This window comes from Streptomyces sp. NPDC028331 (genome assembly GCF_055565775.1).
On the sequence record NZ_JBVHTR010000010.1, the window covers coordinates 73,612 to 90,846 of the forward strand.

Consider the following 17,235-nt stretch of genomic DNA (forward strand, 5'->3'; position numbering starts at 1 on the left):
GGCGGTCGCGGACCCGTGCCCGTACGATCTCCCGGTGGTCCTCTTCCGGCTCGAACGCGTCACCCCGCTCCCGGTCGAGCAGGCCTGGCTCCGGCTGACGGACTGGCCGCGCCACGCCGACGTGGTGCCGCTGACCCGCGTCAGGGTGCTGACGTCCGGGCCGGCGGGCGCGGGCACGGTGTTCGTGGCCCGCTCGGGCGTCGGGCCGCTCGCCTTCGACGACCCGATGGAAGTGGTCGACTGGCGGCCGCCGACCCGGTGCCGCATGGTCAAACGGGGCGGTGTCGTCACCGGCTGGGCGGAGATCGAGGTGCGTCCGCACGGCGGCACGGGCTCGCGCGTGGTGTGGCGGGAGGAACTGGCCGTACGCCTGCTGCCGGCGCTGTTCGACCGGCCGCTCGGGTGGCTGGCCCGACGGATGTTCGGGCGCGCGGTGGACGGCCTGCTCCGGCCGGATCCGGACCCCGGTGTCGGCGGTGGCGTCCGCAGTCCCCGGTCATGACCTGCGCTCGCCGTGGCAGCGGGTTCAGGCCACCGATCCGATCCGCCGGGCCGGTGACGGTGCCGTGTCGTGGTGGATCGGGGTGTGGGCGCCGGTGAGGGGGACGCCGCTGCCGCCCCGCCGGTTCGCGACGATCTCCGCCGCTATCGACAGGGCCGTCTCCTCCGGGGTGCGGGCGCCGAGGTCGAGCCCGATCGGGGACCTCAGGCGGGCCAGTTCCAGTTCGGTGACGCCGACCGCGCGCAGGCGCTCGTGGCGGTCCAGGTGGGTGCGGCGGGAGCCCATCGCACCGACGTAGGCGACCGGGAGGCGCAGCGCCAGCCTCAGCAGCGGTACGTCGAACTTCGCGTCGTGGGTCAGGACGCACAGGACCGTGCGGGCGTCGACCTCCGTGCGCTCCAGATAGCGGTGCGGCCACTCGATGACGATCTCGTCGGCCTCGGGGAAACGGGCGCGGGTGGCGAAGACGGGCCGGGCGTCGCACACGGTGACCCGGTAGCCGAGGAACTTTCCGACGCGCACCAGCGCGGAGGCGAAATCGATCGCCCCGAACACGATCATCCGGGGTGGCGGAACGGAGGACTCCACCAGGACCGTGAGCGACGCTCCGCAACGTGAGCCCTGCTCTCCGATCTCGAGGGTGCCGGTGCGTCCGGCGTCCAGGAAGGCGCTCGCCTCGGCCGCCACCGTGCGGTCCAGCTCCGGGTGGGCGCCGAAGCCGCCCCGGTAGGTGCCGCCGGGGTGGACGAGCAGCGCCTTGCCGAGCAGTTCCGCCGGGCCCGACGCGATCCGGGCCACCGCCGCGGCCCGTCCGTGCGCCGCGGCGGCCAGCGCGGAGGCGAGCACCGGGCGGGCGGGGTCGGCCGCCCGCAGCGGGGTGACCAGGACGTCGATGACGCCGCCGCAGGTCAGGCCCACGGCGAAGGCGTCCTCGTCGCTGTATCCGAAGCGCTCCAGGACGGTTCGGCCGTCCTGGAGCGCCTGCCGGCACAGCTCGTACACCGCGCCCTCCACACAGCCGCCGGAGACCGATCCGATCGCCGTGCCGTCGGCGTCCACCGCGAGGGCCGCCCCCGGCTGCCGGGGGGCGCTGCCGCCGACCGCCACCACGGTGGCCACGGCGAAGTCGCGGCCCTGCTCCACCCACCGGGTCAGCTCCTCGGCGATCTCCAACATCTCTCGGTCTCCTTGACGGCGCTTGTGCGAAGAGGGTCCCTCGGGGGACCGGCCGGCGCACGCCGAGCCGGTCCCGGTCGGGAGGACCGGCTTCGCGGTGGCCCGGTCGGCCCGGCCGGCCCGGTCCACAGGGCGGGCGGGGGGACGGGTTACGCCGTGCCCGTGAGGTGTTCGGGGCGTACCGGCGTCCTGTTCAGCTCCAGGCCCGTGGCGTTCCGGATCGCCGCGAGCACGGCCGGGGTCGATGACAGCGTCGGTGCCTCGCCGACTCCGCGCAGGCCGTAGGGGGCGTGGTCGTCGGCCAGTTCCAGGACGTCCACCGGGATCGTCGGCGTGTCCAGGATCGTGGGGATCAGGTAGTCCGTGAACGACGGGTTCTTCACCCTCGCCGTCTTCGGGTCGACGACGATCTCCTCCATGACCGCGATGCCCAGCCCCTGGGTCGTACCGCCCTGGATCTGGCCCGTGACGGACAGCGGGTTGAGCGCCTTGCCGACGTCCTGGGCGCAGGCCAGTTCGACGACCTTCACCAGGCCCAGCTCGGTGTCGACCTCCACCACGGCGCGGTGCGCGGCGAAGGAGTACTGGACGTGGCCGTTGCCCTGGCCGGTGCGCAGGTCGAAGGGCTCGGTCGGGCGGTGCCGCCACTCGCGCTCGACCTCCACGGCCTCGTCGCCGAGGACGTCCACCAGGTCGGCGAGCACCTCTCCGGCGTCGGTGACGACCTTGCCGCCCTCCAGCAGCAGCTCCGCCGTCGCCCAGGCCGGGTGGTAGGAGCCGAACCTGCGGCGGCCGAGCTCCAGGACCTTCTCGCGGACCAGCTCGCAGGCGTGCCTGACGGCGCCCCCGGTGACGTACGTCTGGCGGGAGGCGGAGGTGGAACCCGCCGAGCCCACCTGCGTGTCCGCCGGGTTGATGGTCACCTGGGCGACGCCCAGTTCGGTCCGGGCGATCTGCGCGTGGACGGTGACACCGCCCTGGCCGACCTCCGCCATCGCCGTGTGCACGGTGGCGACCGGTTCGCCGGCGACCACCTCCATGCGGACCCTGGCGGTGGAGTAGTCGTCGAAGCCCTCGGAGAAGCCGACGTTCTTGATGCCGACCGCGTAGCCCACGCCCCGCACGACGCCTTCGCCGTGCGTGGTGTTGGACAGGCCGCCGGGGAGCTGCCGCACGTCCGCGCCCTCGGAGCTCTCCCACTGGCGCTCGGGAGGCAGGGGCATCGCCTTGACGCGGCGCAGGAGTTCGGCGACCGGTGCGGGGGAGTCGACGACCTGGCCGGTCGGCATGACGGCGCCCTGGGACATCGCGTTGCGCTGCCGGAACTCCACCGGGTCCATGCCGAGCCGCTGGGCGAGCTTGTCCATCTGCGCCTCGTACGCGAAGCAGGCCTGGACCGCGCCGAAGCCGCGCATGGCGCCGCAGGGCGGGTTGTTGGTGTAGAGGGCGACGGCCTCGATGTCGACGTCGTCCACGACGTACGGGCCGACACCGAGCGAGGAGGCGTTGCCGACCACGGCCGGGGAGGACGACGCGTACGCGCCGCCGTCGAGGACGATCCGGCACTTCACGTGCGTGAGCCTGCCGTCCTTGGTGGCGCCGTGCTCGTAGTACAGCTTCGCCGGGTGGCGGTGGACGTGCCCGAAGAAGGACTCGAACCGGTTGTAGACGATCTTGACGGGTTTCCCGGTGCGCAGGGCGAGCAGGCAGGCGTGGATCTGCATCGACAGGTCCTCGCGGCCGCCGAAGGCCCCGCCGACGCCCGCCAGGGTCATCCGGACCTTGTCCTCGGGCAGGCCGAGGACGGGCGCGATCTGGCGGAGGTCGGCGTGCAGCCACTGGGTGGCGATGTACAGGTCCACTCCGCCGTCCTCCGCGGGGACCGCGAGACCGGACTCGGGGCCGAGGAAGGCCTGGTCCTGCATGCCGAAGTGGTATTCGCCCGCCACGATGACGTCGGCCCGCTCGCGTGCCTTGGCCACGTCGCCGCGGACGATCGGCTGGCGGTGGACGATGTTCGGGTGCGGGACGTGGGCGGCGTGGTGATCGGTGCGGTTCTCGTGGACGAGGGTCGCGTCCGGGGCCGTCGCGGACGCCTCGTCCGTGATGACCGGCAGTTCGCGGTACTCGACCTTGATCTTCGCGGCGGCGCGGCGTGCGGTCTCCGGGTGGTCGGCCGCGAGGATCGCGACGGGCTCGCCGTGGTGGCGGACCTTGCCGTGGGCGAGGACCGGGGTGTCCTGGATCTCCAGGCCGTAGTTCCTCACGTCGGTCGGCAGGTCGTCGTACGTCATCACGGCGTACACGCCGGGCGTGGCGAGCGCCTCGCTCGTGTCGAGGGAGACGATCTCGGCGTGGGCGACCGGGGAGCGCAGGATGTGGCCCCAGAGCATGTCCTCGTGCCACATGTCGGACGAGTACGCGAACTCGCCGGTGACCTTGAGCGTGCCGTCCGGGCGGAGCGTGGACTCGCCGATGCCGCCCCTGGTCCGCGCACCCTGCGTGATCTTGGTGGGGACGCCGTTGGCCATGGTCAGATCCCTTCGGACTGCCGGGCGGCCGCCAGGCGGACCGCGTCCATGATCTTCTCGTAGCCGGTGCAGCGGCACAGGTTGCCCGACAGGGCCTCGCGGATGTCGGCGTCGCTCGGGTCGGGGTTGCGTTCCAGCATCTCGTCGGCCGCGACCAGCAGGCCGGGGGTGCAGAAGCCGCACTGGACGGCGCCGGCGTCGATGAACGCCTGCTGGACGGGCGAGAGTTCGGTTCCCTCGCCGGTGTGTGAGCCGGCGCCGTCGGCCTGCCACCGCCGGGCCTCGTCCAGGGACGTGCCGCACGCACCGCTCCCGCGGGACCGCTGCTTCGCGTACTCCGCGAGGCCCTCGACCGTGACCACCTCGCGGCCCTCCACCTGTCCGGCCGCGACCAGGCAGGCGCACACCGGCACGCCGTCCAGGCGGACCGTGCACGACCCGCACTCGCCCTGCTCGCAGGCGTTCTTGGAGCCCGGAAGGCCCAGCCGTTCGCGCAGCACGTACAGCAGGGACTCGCCCTCCCAGACGTCGTCGGCCTGCTGAGGGCGTCCGTTGACCGTGAAGTTGACGCGCATCACGCAGCTCCCTTCGAGGTGGGGCGGGTGCCTCGGTAGGACTCCCAGGTCCAGGTCAGTGTGCGGCGGGCCATGACGCCGACCGCGCGGCGCCGGTAGCGGGCGGTGCCCCGGACGTCGTCGATGGGGTTGCAGGCGGCGGAGCACAGGTCGGCGAACTGCTGTGCCACCGAGGGGGTGATGACCTTGCCGTTGTCCCAGAAGCCGCCCTCCTCCAGCGCCGCGTTGAGGAACTCCTCGGCGGCCTCGGCCCGCACGGGCGTGGGCGCGGCCGAGCCGATGCCGGTGCGGACCGTGCGCGTCCGGGGGTGCAGGGCGAGCCCGAAGGCGCACACGGCGATCACCATGGCGTTGCGGGTGCCGACCTTGGAGTACTGCTGGGGGCCGTCGGCCTTGTTGATGTGGACGGCGCGGATCAGCTCGTCGGGGGCGAGCGCGTTGCGCTTGACGCCGGTGTAGAAGGCGTCGATCGGGATGCGGCGGGAGCCGCGCACGGACTCCACCTCGACCTCGGCGCCCGCCGCGAGCAGGGCCGGGTGGGCGTCGCCGGCCGGGGAGGCGGTGCCGAGGTTGCCGCCGACGCCGCCGCGGTTGCGGATCTGGGGGGAGGCCACCGTGTGGGAGGCGAGCGCCAGGCCGGGAAGCTCGGACCGCAGGTTCTCCATGATCTTGGTGTAGGGGACCGAGGCGCCGAGTCGCACGGCGGCCTCGCCGACCTCCCACTCGTACAGTTCGCCGATGCGCGTGAGGTCCATCAGGCACTCGGGCCGGCGGTGGTCGAAGTTGATCTCGACCATCACATCGGTGCCGCCCGCGATCGGTACGGCGCCGGGGTGCTCCGCCTTGGCGGCGAGCGCATCCTCCCAGCTTGCGGGGCGAAGGAAGTCCATGGAACCGGCTCTCTCTTCTTCGTCTCGTGGGCGGTACGGATCGAGCCATATCCGGTGCGGCGGGCCCGGCTCGTTCAAGTGCTGTTCACGGGGGATGCAGCCAGTACACCGCCGGGTACTCCAACGGGGTCAGTCACCGAAGACATGAAGGAGTTGGCTGGTGAGGGCGACCGTCTTGTAGATTCATATGAATGGAGGCCGTCCGTCACCCCTCCGGTTTCCCCTGGAAACACGACGCACCGGCGGCGACCGCGAGCACGGCTTCCGAAAAGCCCAGGCCAACGCCCTGGCCGACCGACCATGGACTTCCGGACAAGAACGGCGGCAACGACACATGCGGCTGCGCGCACTGCTGAACACCGACGCGCTGGGGCTGCGGCTGCTCGGCGGCGAGGACGAGCTCGACCGTACCGTGCGCGGAGTGATGACCACGGACCTGAAGGACCCCAGCCGGTACCTCTCCGGCGGTGAACTGGTCCTCACGGGCCTGGCGTGGCGGCACGACCCGGCCGACTCCGAGCCCTTCGTGCGCATCCTGACGAACGCCGGGGTGGCCGCGCTCGCCGCGGGCGAGGCGGAGCTGGGCGACGTCCCGGACGACCTGGTCGTGGCGTGCGCCCGGCACCGGCTGCCGCTGTTCGCCGTCCACGAGTCGGTGGCGTTCGCCACGATCACCGAGCACGTCGTACGGCAGGTCTCCGGCGAGCGGGCCGGGGACCTGGCGGCCGTGGTGGACCGCCACCGGCGGATGATGACCCCCGGCCCGGCGGGCGGCCCGGACGTCGTCCTGGACCTGCTCCACTCCGACCTGGACCTGCGGGCCTGGGTGCTCTCCCCCACCGGCCGGCCGATCGCCGGGCCGACGCCCGGGCCCACCGCGGAGGTGTGCGCGCGGCTGGCCGCCGAGCACCTGGCCGCGACGCGCACCGGCCGCCGCGCACCGCACCGGGTCACGCTCGGCACGACGACGTACTCCCTCTTCCCGGTCCGCGGCTGGGGGCACCGCCCGGCGGTGGCCGGGGAAGGGCGTGACGGCGGCGGCTCGCGGGACGTGCGCGAGACGGTGCTGTCCGACTGGCTGCTCGCGGTCGAGGCGGACACCGGGGACTGGGCCGAGGAGCGGCTCGACCTGCTGCACGGCGTCACCCAGCTCATCGCGGTCGAGCGGGACCGGCGCGACGCGGCCCGCACCGTGCGGCGACGGCTCGCGCAGGAGGTCCTGGAACTGGTGCAGACGGGCGCCGCGCCCGCCGAGATCGCGGCCCGGCTGCGGGTCGCCGCGCCCGTGCTGCTGCCGGGGCTGGGGTCCGCGCCGCACTGGCAGGTGGTGGTGGCCCGGGTCGAGTGGGACGGCGGGGAGATCGACAGCGGGCCGGTCGCCCAGGCGCTGCTGGAGGAGATCCTCGTCGACGCTCCCCCGGGCTCCGCGGGCAAGGGGTATGCCGGGGCCCCCGGCCCGGAGCACTCCGACCGCATCGCGGTGGCCCACACGGGGGGCGAGGCGATCGCGCTCGTACCGCTTCCGGCCGTGACCTCCGAGCACGACGGCTCGGAGCAGGGCCTCCTCGCCGACGCCCTGCTGCGGGCGGTACGGGACCCGTTGTCCGCGGGACTCGCCGACGACGGCCGCCTCACCCTGGGCGTCAGCGCCGCGGTGCACTCCGCGGAGGGACTGCACGGCGCCTTGGAGGAGGCGCGGCACGCCCGCCGGGTCGCCGCCGCCCGCCCGGGCCGGGTGTGCGCGGCCGGGCACCAGGAGCTGGCCTCGCACGTGCTGCTGCTGCCGTTCGTCCCGGACGACGTCCGCCGCGCCTTCACGGCCCGCCTGCTCGACCCGCTGCGCGACTACGACCGCAGGCACCGTGCCGAGCTGATCCCGACCCTGGAGGCGTTCCTCGAGTGCGACGGCTCCTGGACCCGTTGCGCGACCCGGCTCCACCTGCACGTCAACACGCTGCGATACCGGGTAGGGCGTATCGAGCAGTTGACGAGCCGGGACCTCTCGCGCCTGGAGGACAAGCTCGATTTCTTCCTCGCGTTGCGCATGAGCTGAGGTCAGGACGGCAGCGCACCGGGGGTGGCAACAGCCGCCGGTGTCCCACGACTTTGTGAAATCCTTCACCCACCCTCTTGGCCCGGTGCCGCGATTGGTGCTGGAATGCCGCCACCACCTAAAGCTCGATGGCGTGCTCGGGGAGGGCAACGTGGCGCATACCGCCATGTCTGGTACCGGAACGACCGCAGCTGACGATCCACTCCAGACCGCGGTATGGCGGCTGCGCTCGCGCGCCTGCTGGGCCGACGCGGCGGCCCTTCTCCGGCAGGAGACGGCGGACGCCTCGCTGCAGCGGGCCGCGCTGCTCGTCGAGCGGTGCCTGTACACGGAGCAGGGCTGGGAGGAGGCCGAGGACGCGCTGCGCACGGCCGAGGCCCTCGCCCACAGTGACGACGAGCGGGGGGCGGCCGCTTGTGAACGCGGGTACTTGGCGTACGCCGCCACGTTGCTCGGGGTCCGGGACCGGTCCGACGAGGCGCGGGCGGCGCTCGGCCGGGCGGCGGCGCTGATCCCTCCGGGGGCGCCGGGGCGGGCCCTGCTGGACTTCCGGCGCGGGCTGGTGGCCCAGAACCTCGCCGACGCCCCGCAGGCGGCCCGTGCGGCCTACCGGCGCGCCCACGCGGGCGCCGCCGCGCACGGCGACGCGCTGCTGCTCTCCTTCACCTGGCGGCACCTGGCGGGGCTCGCCCTGCGGGACGGCGAGGTGACGGAGGCGCGGAACGGCTTCGCCGAGTCGCTGCGGATCCGCGAGGAGCTGGGCTACCTCGTCGGCACGGCACCGGCCCTGGCGTCCCTGGCGGACGCCGAGTCCGAACCGGAGGCGTCCCGGCTGCGGGCGGAGGCGGGACGGCTGTTCCGGCTGCTGGGCGGCGTGCCGACATGGCTGGCGCGGCAGCTCGCACCGGCGAAGCCGGCCGCATCCTAGGGATTCGCCTGGATTCGTCCCGGTCTGTTCTCAGAAGAAGCTGAGAGACTGCTGTGCCAGGCTGGCGCGCCGATCCCATGGCCACCCCCCCGGAGGAGCGCCCGATGACCGTTTTCAACGGCCTGCCCGCGCATGTGCTGTTCGTCCACTTCGTCGTCGTCCTGGTGCCGCTGAGCGCGCTGGCGCTCGTCGTCAGCGCGCTGTGGCCGAGGGCCGCGCGACGGCTGGGTCCGATCCTGCCCGTGCTCGCGTTCGTCACCTTGGTGACCGTTCCGCTGACCTCCCACGCGGGTGAGTGGCTGGAGCGGCACGTCGGCAGCGACCCCTTGGTGCGCAGGCACGCCGAGCTCGGGGACGGCCTGCTGCCGTGGGCCCTGGGCCTGTTCGTACTGGCGGCGGCCGTGTGGTGGACGGCCCGCCGGACGCCGGCGCCGCAGGGTGCCCCGGCCGGGCCGCGGGGCGGCGCGGTCGTCCGGGTGGCGGCGGCCGTGCTGTCCGTGGTGGTGTCCGTCGGCGCGGTGGTCGACGTGTACCGCATCGGCGACTCCGGCGCGAAGGCGGCCTGGCACGACTCCTTCTCCAAGACCGCCACCGGGCACGGGGACTGAGAGCCCCGAGCGAGATGGGCGCCCGGCCGGTCACAGGCTCCGGAACAAAACGGGCGCCCGGTCGGTCACAGGCTCCGGACCAACGTCCACAGGGCGTCGCGGAAGGCGGGGTCGCGGAGGACGAGGAGGGTGACGGCGAGGAGGACGACGGCCGCGAGGACGGCGAGCACCGCCCGCCGGCCGAGGCCGTCCCGGCCCGTCCGCCGCGCCCCTCCGCCCGTCCGGAGCCGGTACCGTCGTCGGGCCCGCTGCTCTGCTGGGAACATCACCATCGGTCACCCCCGTGGGGCGGTCGCCCCCTCTCCGGACGGCACGCGCCGGGCCACCGGAGCGGTTCCTTCCCCCTGCGTCCCGTCAGGAGGCGCCGGCGAAGTGTTCCCGTACGAGTGACTGCACCACCATCAGATCCTGGGCGGCCAGCGCGTCGAGCAGGGCGGTGTGTTCGGCCGCGTCGGCGAGCAGGCCGGCACGGCCCCGGAACGCGGGGGCCTCGACCAGGGGCCACTGGGCGCGGCGGTGCAGGTCGTCGGCGATCCGCAGGAGCTGCTCGTTGCCGGCGAGGGCGAGGACCGCGCGGTGGAAGGCGCGGTCCGACGCGGCGTAGGTCGCCCGGCACCCGGAGGACGCGGCGCGGACGGTCGCCTCGGCCAGCGGGCGCAGCTCCGCCCAGCGTTCGGCGGGGACCGTGCGGGCGAGCCGCAGCATCACCGGGACCTCGATCAGGGCCCGGATCTCGGCGAGTTCGGCCAGTTCGCGGGCGCCGCGCACGACGACACGGAAGCCGCGGTTGGGGACGACCTCGACCGCGCCCTCCAGGGCGAGCTGCTGCATCGCCTCGCGCACGGGGGTGGCGGACACGCCGAAGCGTTCGGCGAGCGCGGGCGCCGAGTAGACCTCGCCCGGTGTCAGCTCGCCCGCCACCAGCGCGGTGCGCAGGGCTTCCAGGATCTGGCCGCGGACGGAGGCCCGCTGGACGACGGGGCGCCCGCCCTCCGGGCAGGAGAACCCGGCGGCGGCCTCTTCCCGTACGTACGGCTGTGGCATCGGCGGCTCGCTGTGGGTGTGCTCACCGCGTGTGGCACCCGCGGCGGCGTCCCGCTCGCGGACCTCGCCCGCCGCCCTGAGCTGGTGGGGCACCCGCGCGGCCGCCGTGCGGGACGCCGACGCCCTCGTCTCGGTGGAGTCCTCCGCACGGCGGGAACGGGCCTGCTCCACGGGCTCCTCCTCCGGTCGTTGCGGCGTTCTGCACGGTGCGGTTCGTTCACGACGGTTGTTACCGCTCGTAAAGCACCATAGGCACCTTACGCTCCGGTTCCCCCACAGACCATCTTCGATAAGGTAAGCCTTGCCTTTCGAGAGCCCGGCGAGCAGTGCGAAACGGCGGCCCCCGTACACCCCTCTTCGCGCCCCCGCGCTCGCGCAGGGCGGTGCGGCGCAGGGCGGTGCGGCGCAGGGCGGTGCGGCGCGGGCCGGGTTCCCGGCGCGGGGCGCGGCACAGGTGCTCGGCGACCGGGGACGGCGGGCCCGCCCGGCCGTCGTGAGGGGCTTCGGACCGCGCCCCGGGGCCACCCGCGTCACCCGCCCACGCACCGGAGAAGGCCGACCGCGTCGCCAAGCCGACCGGAACAGGGGCGTGTTGAGCGGGTTTCAGGGGGACCCCGGGTCGGCGGCCGTGGTCCGGGTGCCGTAGGATCCAGCCCCGGATGAGACCCCGCGCGACCCACACGCGTTTCACAGGTTCCTCACTTGTCGCAGGAACTTTCCGTGGAACCACCCGCACGGGTAGTCTTGTTCGAACTCAACTCCCGCCCCTCAAGCGGCAGTTCGAGCAGAACGCCGTCCAGGGCAATCCCTTGCACTTCCTTGGCGGCCTCTTGCCCCGAAACCCCCTGAGGGGCGGCGGGATTGGGCCACTATGGCGGGCGTTACGCCCTATCCCAATGCAAGGGACCCCAGATGAGACTGACCGACATATCGCTGAACTGGCTGCTTCCGGGCGCCGTACTGCTCCTGGGCATGCTGGTGGCGGTGGCGGTGCTCGCGCGTGGCAAGCGCTCCTCGGGGGAGAACGCGAGCGCGGACGACTCGTGGGAGCGCGCCGAGGAGCGCCGCAGGCGCAAGGAGACCATCTACGCCACGGCCTCCTACGTGCTCCTCTTCTGCTGCGCGGCCGTCGCCGCCGCGCTCTCCTTCCACGGCCTGGTCGGCTTCGGCCAGCAGAACCTCGGCCTGACCAACGGCTGGGAGTACCTGGTCCCGTTCGGCCTGGACGGTGCGGCCATGTTCTGTTCGGTGCTCGCCGTCCGCGAGGCCAGCCACGGCGACGCGGCGCTCGGCTCCCGGATCCTGGTGTGGACGTTCGCGGCGGCCTCCGCCTGGTTCAACTGGGTGCACGCGCCCAGGGGCGTCGACCACGCCGGCGCCCCGCAGTTCTTCGCGGGCATGTCGCTGTCCGCCGCGGTGCTCTTCGACCGCGCCCTGAAGCAGACCCGCCGCGCCGCACTGCGCGAGCAGGGCCTGGTGCCGCGCCCGCTGCCGCAGATCCGCATCGTCCGCTGGCTGCGCGCCCCCATCGAGACGTACAAGGCCTGGTCGCTGATGCTCCTCGAGGGTGTGCGCAGCCTGGACGAGGCCGTGGAGGAAGTGCGCGAGGACCGGCGCCAGAAGCAGCTGAACAAGGCGCGTCGCCGCGAGCAGCAGCGCGCCGAGCGCGTGCAGTTGAAGGCGCTCAGCCGCGGCCACCGCGCGCTGACCGGCGGCAACGGCGGCCGTCAGGTCGAGGTGCAGACCGTCGAGCGGGCCCCCGCACCGGTCTCGTCGGAGCCTGCCATACCCGCGGGAGAACTGCCCTCGCGCACCCGCCCTTCGCTCCAGCCCGTCCGGAACTCCGCCGCTGACCCCATCACCGTCGACCTCACCGCCGAGGACGACACCATGGCCCTGCCGCGGCTCGACTCCCTGGAGCGCAAGCTCAAGGACCTTGAACAGCAGTTCGGCTGAGACCGGACACCATCCCGGGAAGGGGGCGCGGCACGATGCCGCGCCCCCTTCCCGTTTCGCGTGCCGCTTCCCGCGGGGTGCCACAATCGGTTCAGGCGGCTTCCGCGTCGAGGTCGAACCACACCGCCTTTCCCACGCCGTGCGCCCGTACGCCCCACGCGTCCGCCAGCGACTGGACGAGCACGAGCCCCCTGCCGTGCGTGCCGTCGTCGGCGCTCGGTGCGTGCAGCCTCGGCCTGCGTCCCGCGAAGTCCCGCACTTCCACGTGGAGTCCGCGCGAGGAGACGGTGGCGGTGAGGACCGCGTCGCGGTCGGTGTGGATGAGCGCGTTGGTGACCAGTTCGCTGGTGAGCAGTTCGGCTATCTCGGAGCGCCCCGGCCTGCCCCAGTGCCGCAGCAACTCCCTGAGCGCCCTGCGCGCTTCGGGCACCGCCCGTAGGTCCGCCCGCATCAGCCTGCGCCTGAGCTGAGGGGCCGCCGACCGGTCCGTCGGCGTGTCGGTCGCTTCCTCCGTCGTCTTCGCCGAGGAGGCCCCGATGACCACGGGACCGCTCCCTCGTGCTCGCCTCTTCATGACCCCCGCCCCGTAGGTGGATGCCGGTTCCCCCTGCTCGAACACCTCCACGGAGATGCATGCCCCGTCGGCGGACCGGCAGTCATGGGGACGGCGTTTCTCCTCGACTTCCGGACATCGAGGCGTTCCGCGGTGACGCCGCATCACCCTTCATTAGCCCAAAAGGATTGTTATTCATATTGTCGGTATGTCGGATATGACACAGATCAGGATGGTCTGTACGTTCAATCTCGCATCGGCTTTCAGCCGACGTCTCTCAGACAGGAGAAGTGACATGGCAACGCGTTCCACCGTTGTAACCGCCGCGTTCGCGGCTGCCGCGGCCCTGGCGGCCACCGGCATCACCTATGCCAACGCGGCCTCCGAGCCGGCCCAGGCGGCTCCCGTCGCCCCGGTCGCCGCTGCCCCCGCCCCCGCTGCCGCCCCCGCCCTTCCCCAGGGCGGCAACGGCGACAACAACAGCAAGGGCAACGAGGGCCGCGAGGGCCGCGAGGACCACGAGCGGGGCGAGGAGGAGGACCACGAGCGTGGCTTCGAGCACGAGCACTTCGGCAAGGTCCGCATCAACGAGCGTGAGTACCCGGCCATCCCGGACGGTTGCGTCACCATCGTGAGCGGCCTCGGCTCCAAGAGCCTCAACATCCGCAACGACAGCAGGAAGACCGTCGAGGTCTTCTCCGGGGCCACCTGCGACAACGGCGCTCCCATCGCCGTCGTCGGCCCCTGGAGCCAGAGCGACGGGGTGCACCCCCGTCACGTCAAGGGCGGCGTCAAGGTCAAGCACGGTGTCGTGGGCAGCTTCCGCGTCATCCGCGACCACCACGAGAAGGGTGAGCGCGGCGAGCGCGGCGACCGCGACTGACCGAACCGTCCGCATGAAACACACACAACGAGAACCCCGGCCCGCCGGAATCGGGCCGGGGTTCCGGTCTTGGAGCCTCGCACAGCGAGGCGCACCGCGTCACGGCCTGGGCACGTTGCGCAGGTTGGAGCGGGCCATCTGCACCATGCGGCCGACACCGCCCTCCAGCACGATCTTCGAGGCCGACAGGGCGAAGCCCGTCACCATCTCCCGGCTGATCCTCGGCGGAATGGACAGGGCGTTCGGGTCGGTGACGACGTCGACCAGCGCCGGGCCCTTGTGCCTGAAGGCGTCCTTCAGGGCCCCCGCGAGCTGCTTGGGCTTCTCCACCCGTATGCCGTACGCGCCGCACGCGCGGGCCACGGCCGCGAAGTCGGGGTTCTTGGCGGCGGTGCCGTACGCGGGCAGCCCGGAGACCATCATCTCCAACTCCACCATGCCGAGCGAGGAGTTGTTGAACAGGACGACCTTCACCGGCAGGTCGTACTGCACCAGAGTGAGGAAGTCGCCCATCAGCATGGAGAACCCGCCGTCGCCCGACATCGACACCACCTGCCGGCGCCGGTCGGTGAACTGGGCCCCGATCGCCATCGGCAGCGCGTTGGCCATCGACCCGTGGGAGAACGAACCGATGATGCGGCGGCGGCCGTTGGGTGAGATGTAGCGGGCGCCCCACACGTTGCACATTCCCGTGTCGATCGTGAACACGGCGTCGTCCTCGGCCAGTTCGTCCAGGACGGAGGCCACGTACTCCGGATGGATCGGAACGTGCTTTTCGACCTTCCGCGTGTACGCCTTGACGACCCCCTCCAGGGCATCGGCGTGTTTCTTGAGCATCCTGTCGAGGAAGCGCCGGTTCTCCTTGGTCCGCACCCGCGGGATCAGACAGCGCAGGGTCTCCTTGACATCGCCCCACACCGCGAGATCCAGCTTGGAGCGGCGGCCGAGGTTCTCCGGACGGACGTCGATCTGGGCGATCTTCACATCGTTCGGCAGGAAGGCGTTGTACGGGAAGTCGGTGCCCAGCAGGATCAGCAGGTCGCACTCGTGAGTGGCCTCGTAGGCGGCGCCGTAGCCGAGCAGGCCGCTCATGCCGACGTCGTAAGGGTTGTCGTACTGGATCCACTCCTTGCCCCGAAGGGCGTGTCCCACCGGGGACTTGATCTTCTCGGCGAACTCCATCACCTCGGCGTGCGCGCCCCGGGTGCCGCTGCCGCAGAAGAGGGTGACCTTCTCGGCCTCGTCGATCATCTCCACGAGCCGGTCGATCTCGGCGTCGCCCGGGCGGACGCCGGGCCGGGAGGTGACGAGGGCGGTTTCGGCGGAGCGGTCCGGCGCGGGCTGGGCGGCGATGTCACCGGGGAGCGAGACGACGCTCACCCCGCTGCGGCCGATCGCGTGCTGGATGGCCGTCTGCAGCAGCCGGGGCATCTGCTGGGGGTTGGATATCAGCTCGCTGTAGTGGGAGCACTCGCGGAACAACTGGTCGGGGTGGGTCTCCTGGAAGTACCCGAGGCCGATCTCGCTGGAGGGTATGTGCGAGGCGAGGGCGAGCACCGGGGCCATCGAGCGGTGGGCGTCGTACAGGCCGTTGATGAGGTGGAGGTTGCCGGGCCCGCAGGAACCGGCGCAGGCGGTCAGCCTGCCGGATATCTGGGCCTCGGCGCCGGCCGCGAAGGCGGCGGTCTCCTCGTGCCGGACGTGCACCCAGTCGATCGCGGAGTTGCGGCGCACGGCGTCCACGATCGGGTTGAGGCTGTCGCCCACCACCCCGTACAGGCGCTCGACCCCCGCCCGTACGAGGATGTCGACGAACTGGTCGGCGACGCTCTGCTTGGCCATGAATCCACGCACCCCTTCGCTGTGCCTGGGATCCATGTATCCACACCGGCCGCGATCACGCCTCCCAGACGGCGGCCGCCGTACGGTCATCGGCGTAGCCCTTCACCCTCACCAGGGTGTCGGCGAGGAAGGCGGCGAGACCCGGCACCTCGCCCGTGGACCAGCGGGCCGTCAGGTGCTCGGCGAGTTCCGGTTCGTCGCGCAGCGGGTCGGCGAGACCGCCCGAGCACAGCAGGAGCGTGTCCCCCGGTCGGGCGACGGAGGCACGGAACAGAAAGGGTGAACGGGGCGGCTCGAGGGCCGGTTCGTAGGGACTGGGGGGTGTGGTGATGCCGAGGTCCATGGTGAGCCGGTCGCCCTCGGGGGTCTCGTGCGGTGGCGAGCCGAAGCCGACCACCGGCTCGCCGGCGGCGTCGGCGGCACGCGGCTCGATGTCCTGCCACTCGCCGTCCCGCAGCCGGAACAGGCCGCCGGGGCCGACGCCGAAGAAGACGCGGATGCGGCAGGCGGGGTCGGCGGGCAGCAGCAGACAGCGCAGGCCTGCGGTGTACTCCTCCGGGTCGGCGCCCCGGGCGGCGGCGCCGGCGCGGAGTTTGCCGAGGCTCCTGTCGGTGAGCCGTTGCAGGCCCGACTTCAGGTCGCCGCGCCGGGCCGACCGGATGTCCTCGCCGAGACGGAGGTGACTGCGCCCGACGGCGCGGCCGATCCAGTGACACGCCTCGGCGGCGGCGTGATGGGCATCGGGCGCGCCGCGTTGGCCGGTGGCCAGGGCGACGAGCACCAGGGCCTGGTCACCCGCACCGAAGCGTGCGGTGAGCAGGCAGTCCCGCCGCGGCTCACCCCGGTAGCGGGCCGAGTCTCCGCGCACCGAGACCGCCCGCAGGGTGCAGGACCCGTACCGGGCCCCGTCCAGCACGGTGTCGGGGACGAGGGCGGCGAGGTGGTCGGGGTCGGCCGCCGGGAGGGCGGTGGGCTCCGGGTCGTAGGTGGGCGGGCCGGAGCCGATGTAGTCGACGGGCGCGGGCGGAGGGGGTGGGGTGTTCGACGGGGCGTCGCGGGGCGGCGGCTCGGGTGCGGTGTCGGCGGACGCGGGCTGCGGGGGGACGGCCGGTGGGTCCGAGGAGACGGCCGACGGCTCGGAGAAGACGGCCGGCGGCTCCGCGGTGGACGGGGAGGTCGCCGGGTCCGGTTCGCGGGTGGACGGGGGCTCCCAGGGGGCGCGTGCGCGCTGCGGGGCGCTGGGGCGGGGCGGCGCGCTGGGCTGGGGCGCGTCCGTGCCGTGAGGACCGCTCCCCCGCACGACGCCCTCCCCCACCGTCCCCGCGGCGGAGGCGAAGCGGTCGTCGATGGTGTCGGACGCCGGGGCCGGCCCCGTGTCCCCGGTGGAGTCGTCGTACAACTGCCCCCACCAGTCGTCCTGGTGACCGGTGGGCCTGTCCCCCTGCTGGCTCATGCCCCCAATTGTCCACCGCCGAGGGCGGTTTAAAACGGGGCATCTGGAAAATCCGGCCGGGACAGCGGCCCGTGAGCGGCGTGTCGGCCCGCACGTCGAACGGTGATCCGAAACGGGCCGGGACGGAAGGGTGGCGGGGGGGGGGGGGGGGGGGGGGGGGGGGGGAGGGGGGAGGGGGGGGGGGGGGGGGGGGGGAGGGGGGGGGGGGGGGGGGGGTGGGTGTGTTGTGGAAAACAGTGGA

The 17,235-nt window shown here is 72.9% G+C and carries 15 protein-coding genes; 6 read left to right on the plus strand and 9 right to left on the minus strand.

Annotated features, from left to right (window positions below):
- Window positions 1–34 precede the first annotated feature (34 nt).
- Complete coding sequence (locus tag ACZ4SW_RS16905; RefSeq protein WP_468243378.1) at window positions 35–502, plus strand: SRPBCC family protein; 468 nt, start codon at window positions 35–37, stop codon at window positions 500–502.
- Between the two features lie 24 nt (window positions 503–526).
- Here ACZ4SW_RS16905 and ACZ4SW_RS16910 read toward each other — a convergent pair whose 3' ends face one another.
- The 4 genes from ACZ4SW_RS16910 to ACZ4SW_RS16925 form a co-directional block, all read right to left on the minus strand.
- The gene (locus tag ACZ4SW_RS16910) at window positions 527–1,678 is read right to left on the minus strand and encodes an XdhC family protein (protein WP_468243381.1); all 1,152 of its coding nucleotides are present in this window, start codon (window positions 1,676–1,678) and stop codon (window positions 527–529) included.
- Window positions 1,679–1,827: 149 nt separating this feature from the next.
- Window positions 1,828–4,209, minus strand: a complete 2,382-nt coding sequence (locus tag ACZ4SW_RS16915; protein ID WP_468243383.1) for a xanthine dehydrogenase family protein molybdopterin-binding subunit — start codon at window positions 4,207–4,209, stop codon at window positions 1,828–1,830.
- Window positions 4,210–4,211: 2 nt separating this feature from the next.
- A complete protein-coding gene (locus ACZ4SW_RS16920) occupies window positions 4,212–4,784 on the minus strand; it encodes a (2Fe-2S)-binding protein (protein ID WP_468243385.1) in 573 nt (190 codons plus the stop codon).
- Window positions 4,784–5,674 (minus strand): FAD binding domain-containing protein, encoded by an 891-nt coding sequence (locus ACZ4SW_RS16925; protein WP_468243387.1) that lies wholly within the window; start codon window positions 5,672–5,674, stop codon window positions 4,784–4,786. The genes ACZ4SW_RS16920 and ACZ4SW_RS16925 overlap by 1 nt, the downstream gene beginning before the upstream one ends.
- 334 nt (window positions 5,675–6,008) lie before the next feature.
- Between ACZ4SW_RS16925 and ACZ4SW_RS16930 the strand changes: the two genes are divergently transcribed.
- From ACZ4SW_RS16930 to ACZ4SW_RS16940, 3 genes are all read left to right on the plus strand, one after another.
- Window positions 6,009–7,727, plus strand: coding sequence for a PucR family transcriptional regulator (locus ACZ4SW_RS16930; protein WP_468243390.1), 1,719 nt, complete (start codon window positions 6,009–6,011; stop codon window positions 7,725–7,727).
- Window positions 7,728–7,878: 151 nt separating this feature from the next.
- The gene (locus tag ACZ4SW_RS16935; RefSeq protein ID WP_468243392.1) at window positions 7,879–8,655 is read left to right on the plus strand and encodes a hypothetical protein; all 777 of its coding nucleotides are present in this window, start codon (window positions 7,879–7,881) and stop codon (window positions 8,653–8,655) included.
- A gap of 104 nt (window positions 8,656–8,759) precedes the next feature.
- Window positions 8,760–9,263 (plus strand): DUF2231 domain-containing protein, encoded by a 504-nt coding sequence (locus ACZ4SW_RS16940; RefSeq protein WP_468243394.1) that lies wholly within the window; start codon window positions 8,760–8,762, stop codon window positions 9,261–9,263.
- Window positions 9,264–9,328: 65 nt separating this feature from the next.
- On the opposite strand, the gene ACZ4SW_RS16945 is transcribed toward ACZ4SW_RS16940, so the two are convergent.
- Both ACZ4SW_RS16945 and ACZ4SW_RS16950 read right to left on the minus strand, forming a co-directional pair.
- Window positions 9,329–9,529, minus strand: a complete 201-nt coding sequence (locus tag ACZ4SW_RS16945) for a hypothetical protein (protein WP_468243397.1) — start codon at window positions 9,527–9,529, stop codon at window positions 9,329–9,331.
- A gap of 88 nt (window positions 9,530–9,617) precedes the next feature.
- Window positions 9,618–10,478 carry a GntR family transcriptional regulator gene (locus ACZ4SW_RS16950; protein WP_468243399.1) on the minus strand — a complete coding sequence of 287 codons (861 nt, stop codon included), beginning with the start codon at window positions 10,476–10,478 and terminating at the stop codon, window positions 9,618–9,620.
- A gap of 741 nt (window positions 10,479–11,219) precedes the next feature.
- Between ACZ4SW_RS16950 and ACZ4SW_RS16955 the strand changes: the two genes are divergently transcribed.
- Complete coding sequence (locus ACZ4SW_RS16955) at window positions 11,220–12,263, plus strand: DUF2637 domain-containing protein (protein ID WP_468243401.1); 1,044 nt, start codon at window positions 11,220–11,222, stop codon at window positions 12,261–12,263.
- Window positions 12,264–12,354: 91 nt separating this feature from the next.
- Here ACZ4SW_RS16955 and ACZ4SW_RS16960 read toward each other — a convergent pair whose 3' ends face one another.
- A complete protein-coding gene (locus ACZ4SW_RS16960) occupies window positions 12,355–12,837 on the minus strand; it encodes an ATP-binding protein (RefSeq protein ID WP_468243404.1) in 483 nt (160 codons plus the stop codon).
- 274 nt (window positions 12,838–13,111) lie between these two features.
- Here ACZ4SW_RS16960 and ACZ4SW_RS16965 point away from each other — a divergent pair, with 274 nt between their 5' ends.
- Window positions 13,112–13,699 (plus strand): hypothetical protein, encoded by a 588-nt coding sequence (locus ACZ4SW_RS16965; protein ID WP_468243406.1) that lies wholly within the window; start codon window positions 13,112–13,114, stop codon window positions 13,697–13,699.
- 99 nt (window positions 13,700–13,798) lie between these two features.
- Here the strand turns inward: ACZ4SW_RS16965 and ACZ4SW_RS16970 are convergent, their stop codons facing one another.
- Window positions 13,799–15,541: a pyruvate dehydrogenase gene (locus tag ACZ4SW_RS16970; RefSeq protein ID WP_468243408.1), complete on the minus strand. Its 1,743-nt coding sequence runs from the start codon at window positions 15,539–15,541 to the stop codon at window positions 13,799–13,801.
- Window positions 15,542–15,596: 55 nt separating this feature from the next.
- Complete coding sequence (locus ACZ4SW_RS16975; protein ID WP_468243410.1) at window positions 15,597–16,994, minus strand: protein phosphatase 2C domain-containing protein; 1,398 nt, start codon at window positions 16,992–16,994, stop codon at window positions 15,597–15,599.
- Window positions 16,995–17,235: the final 241 nt, after the last annotated feature.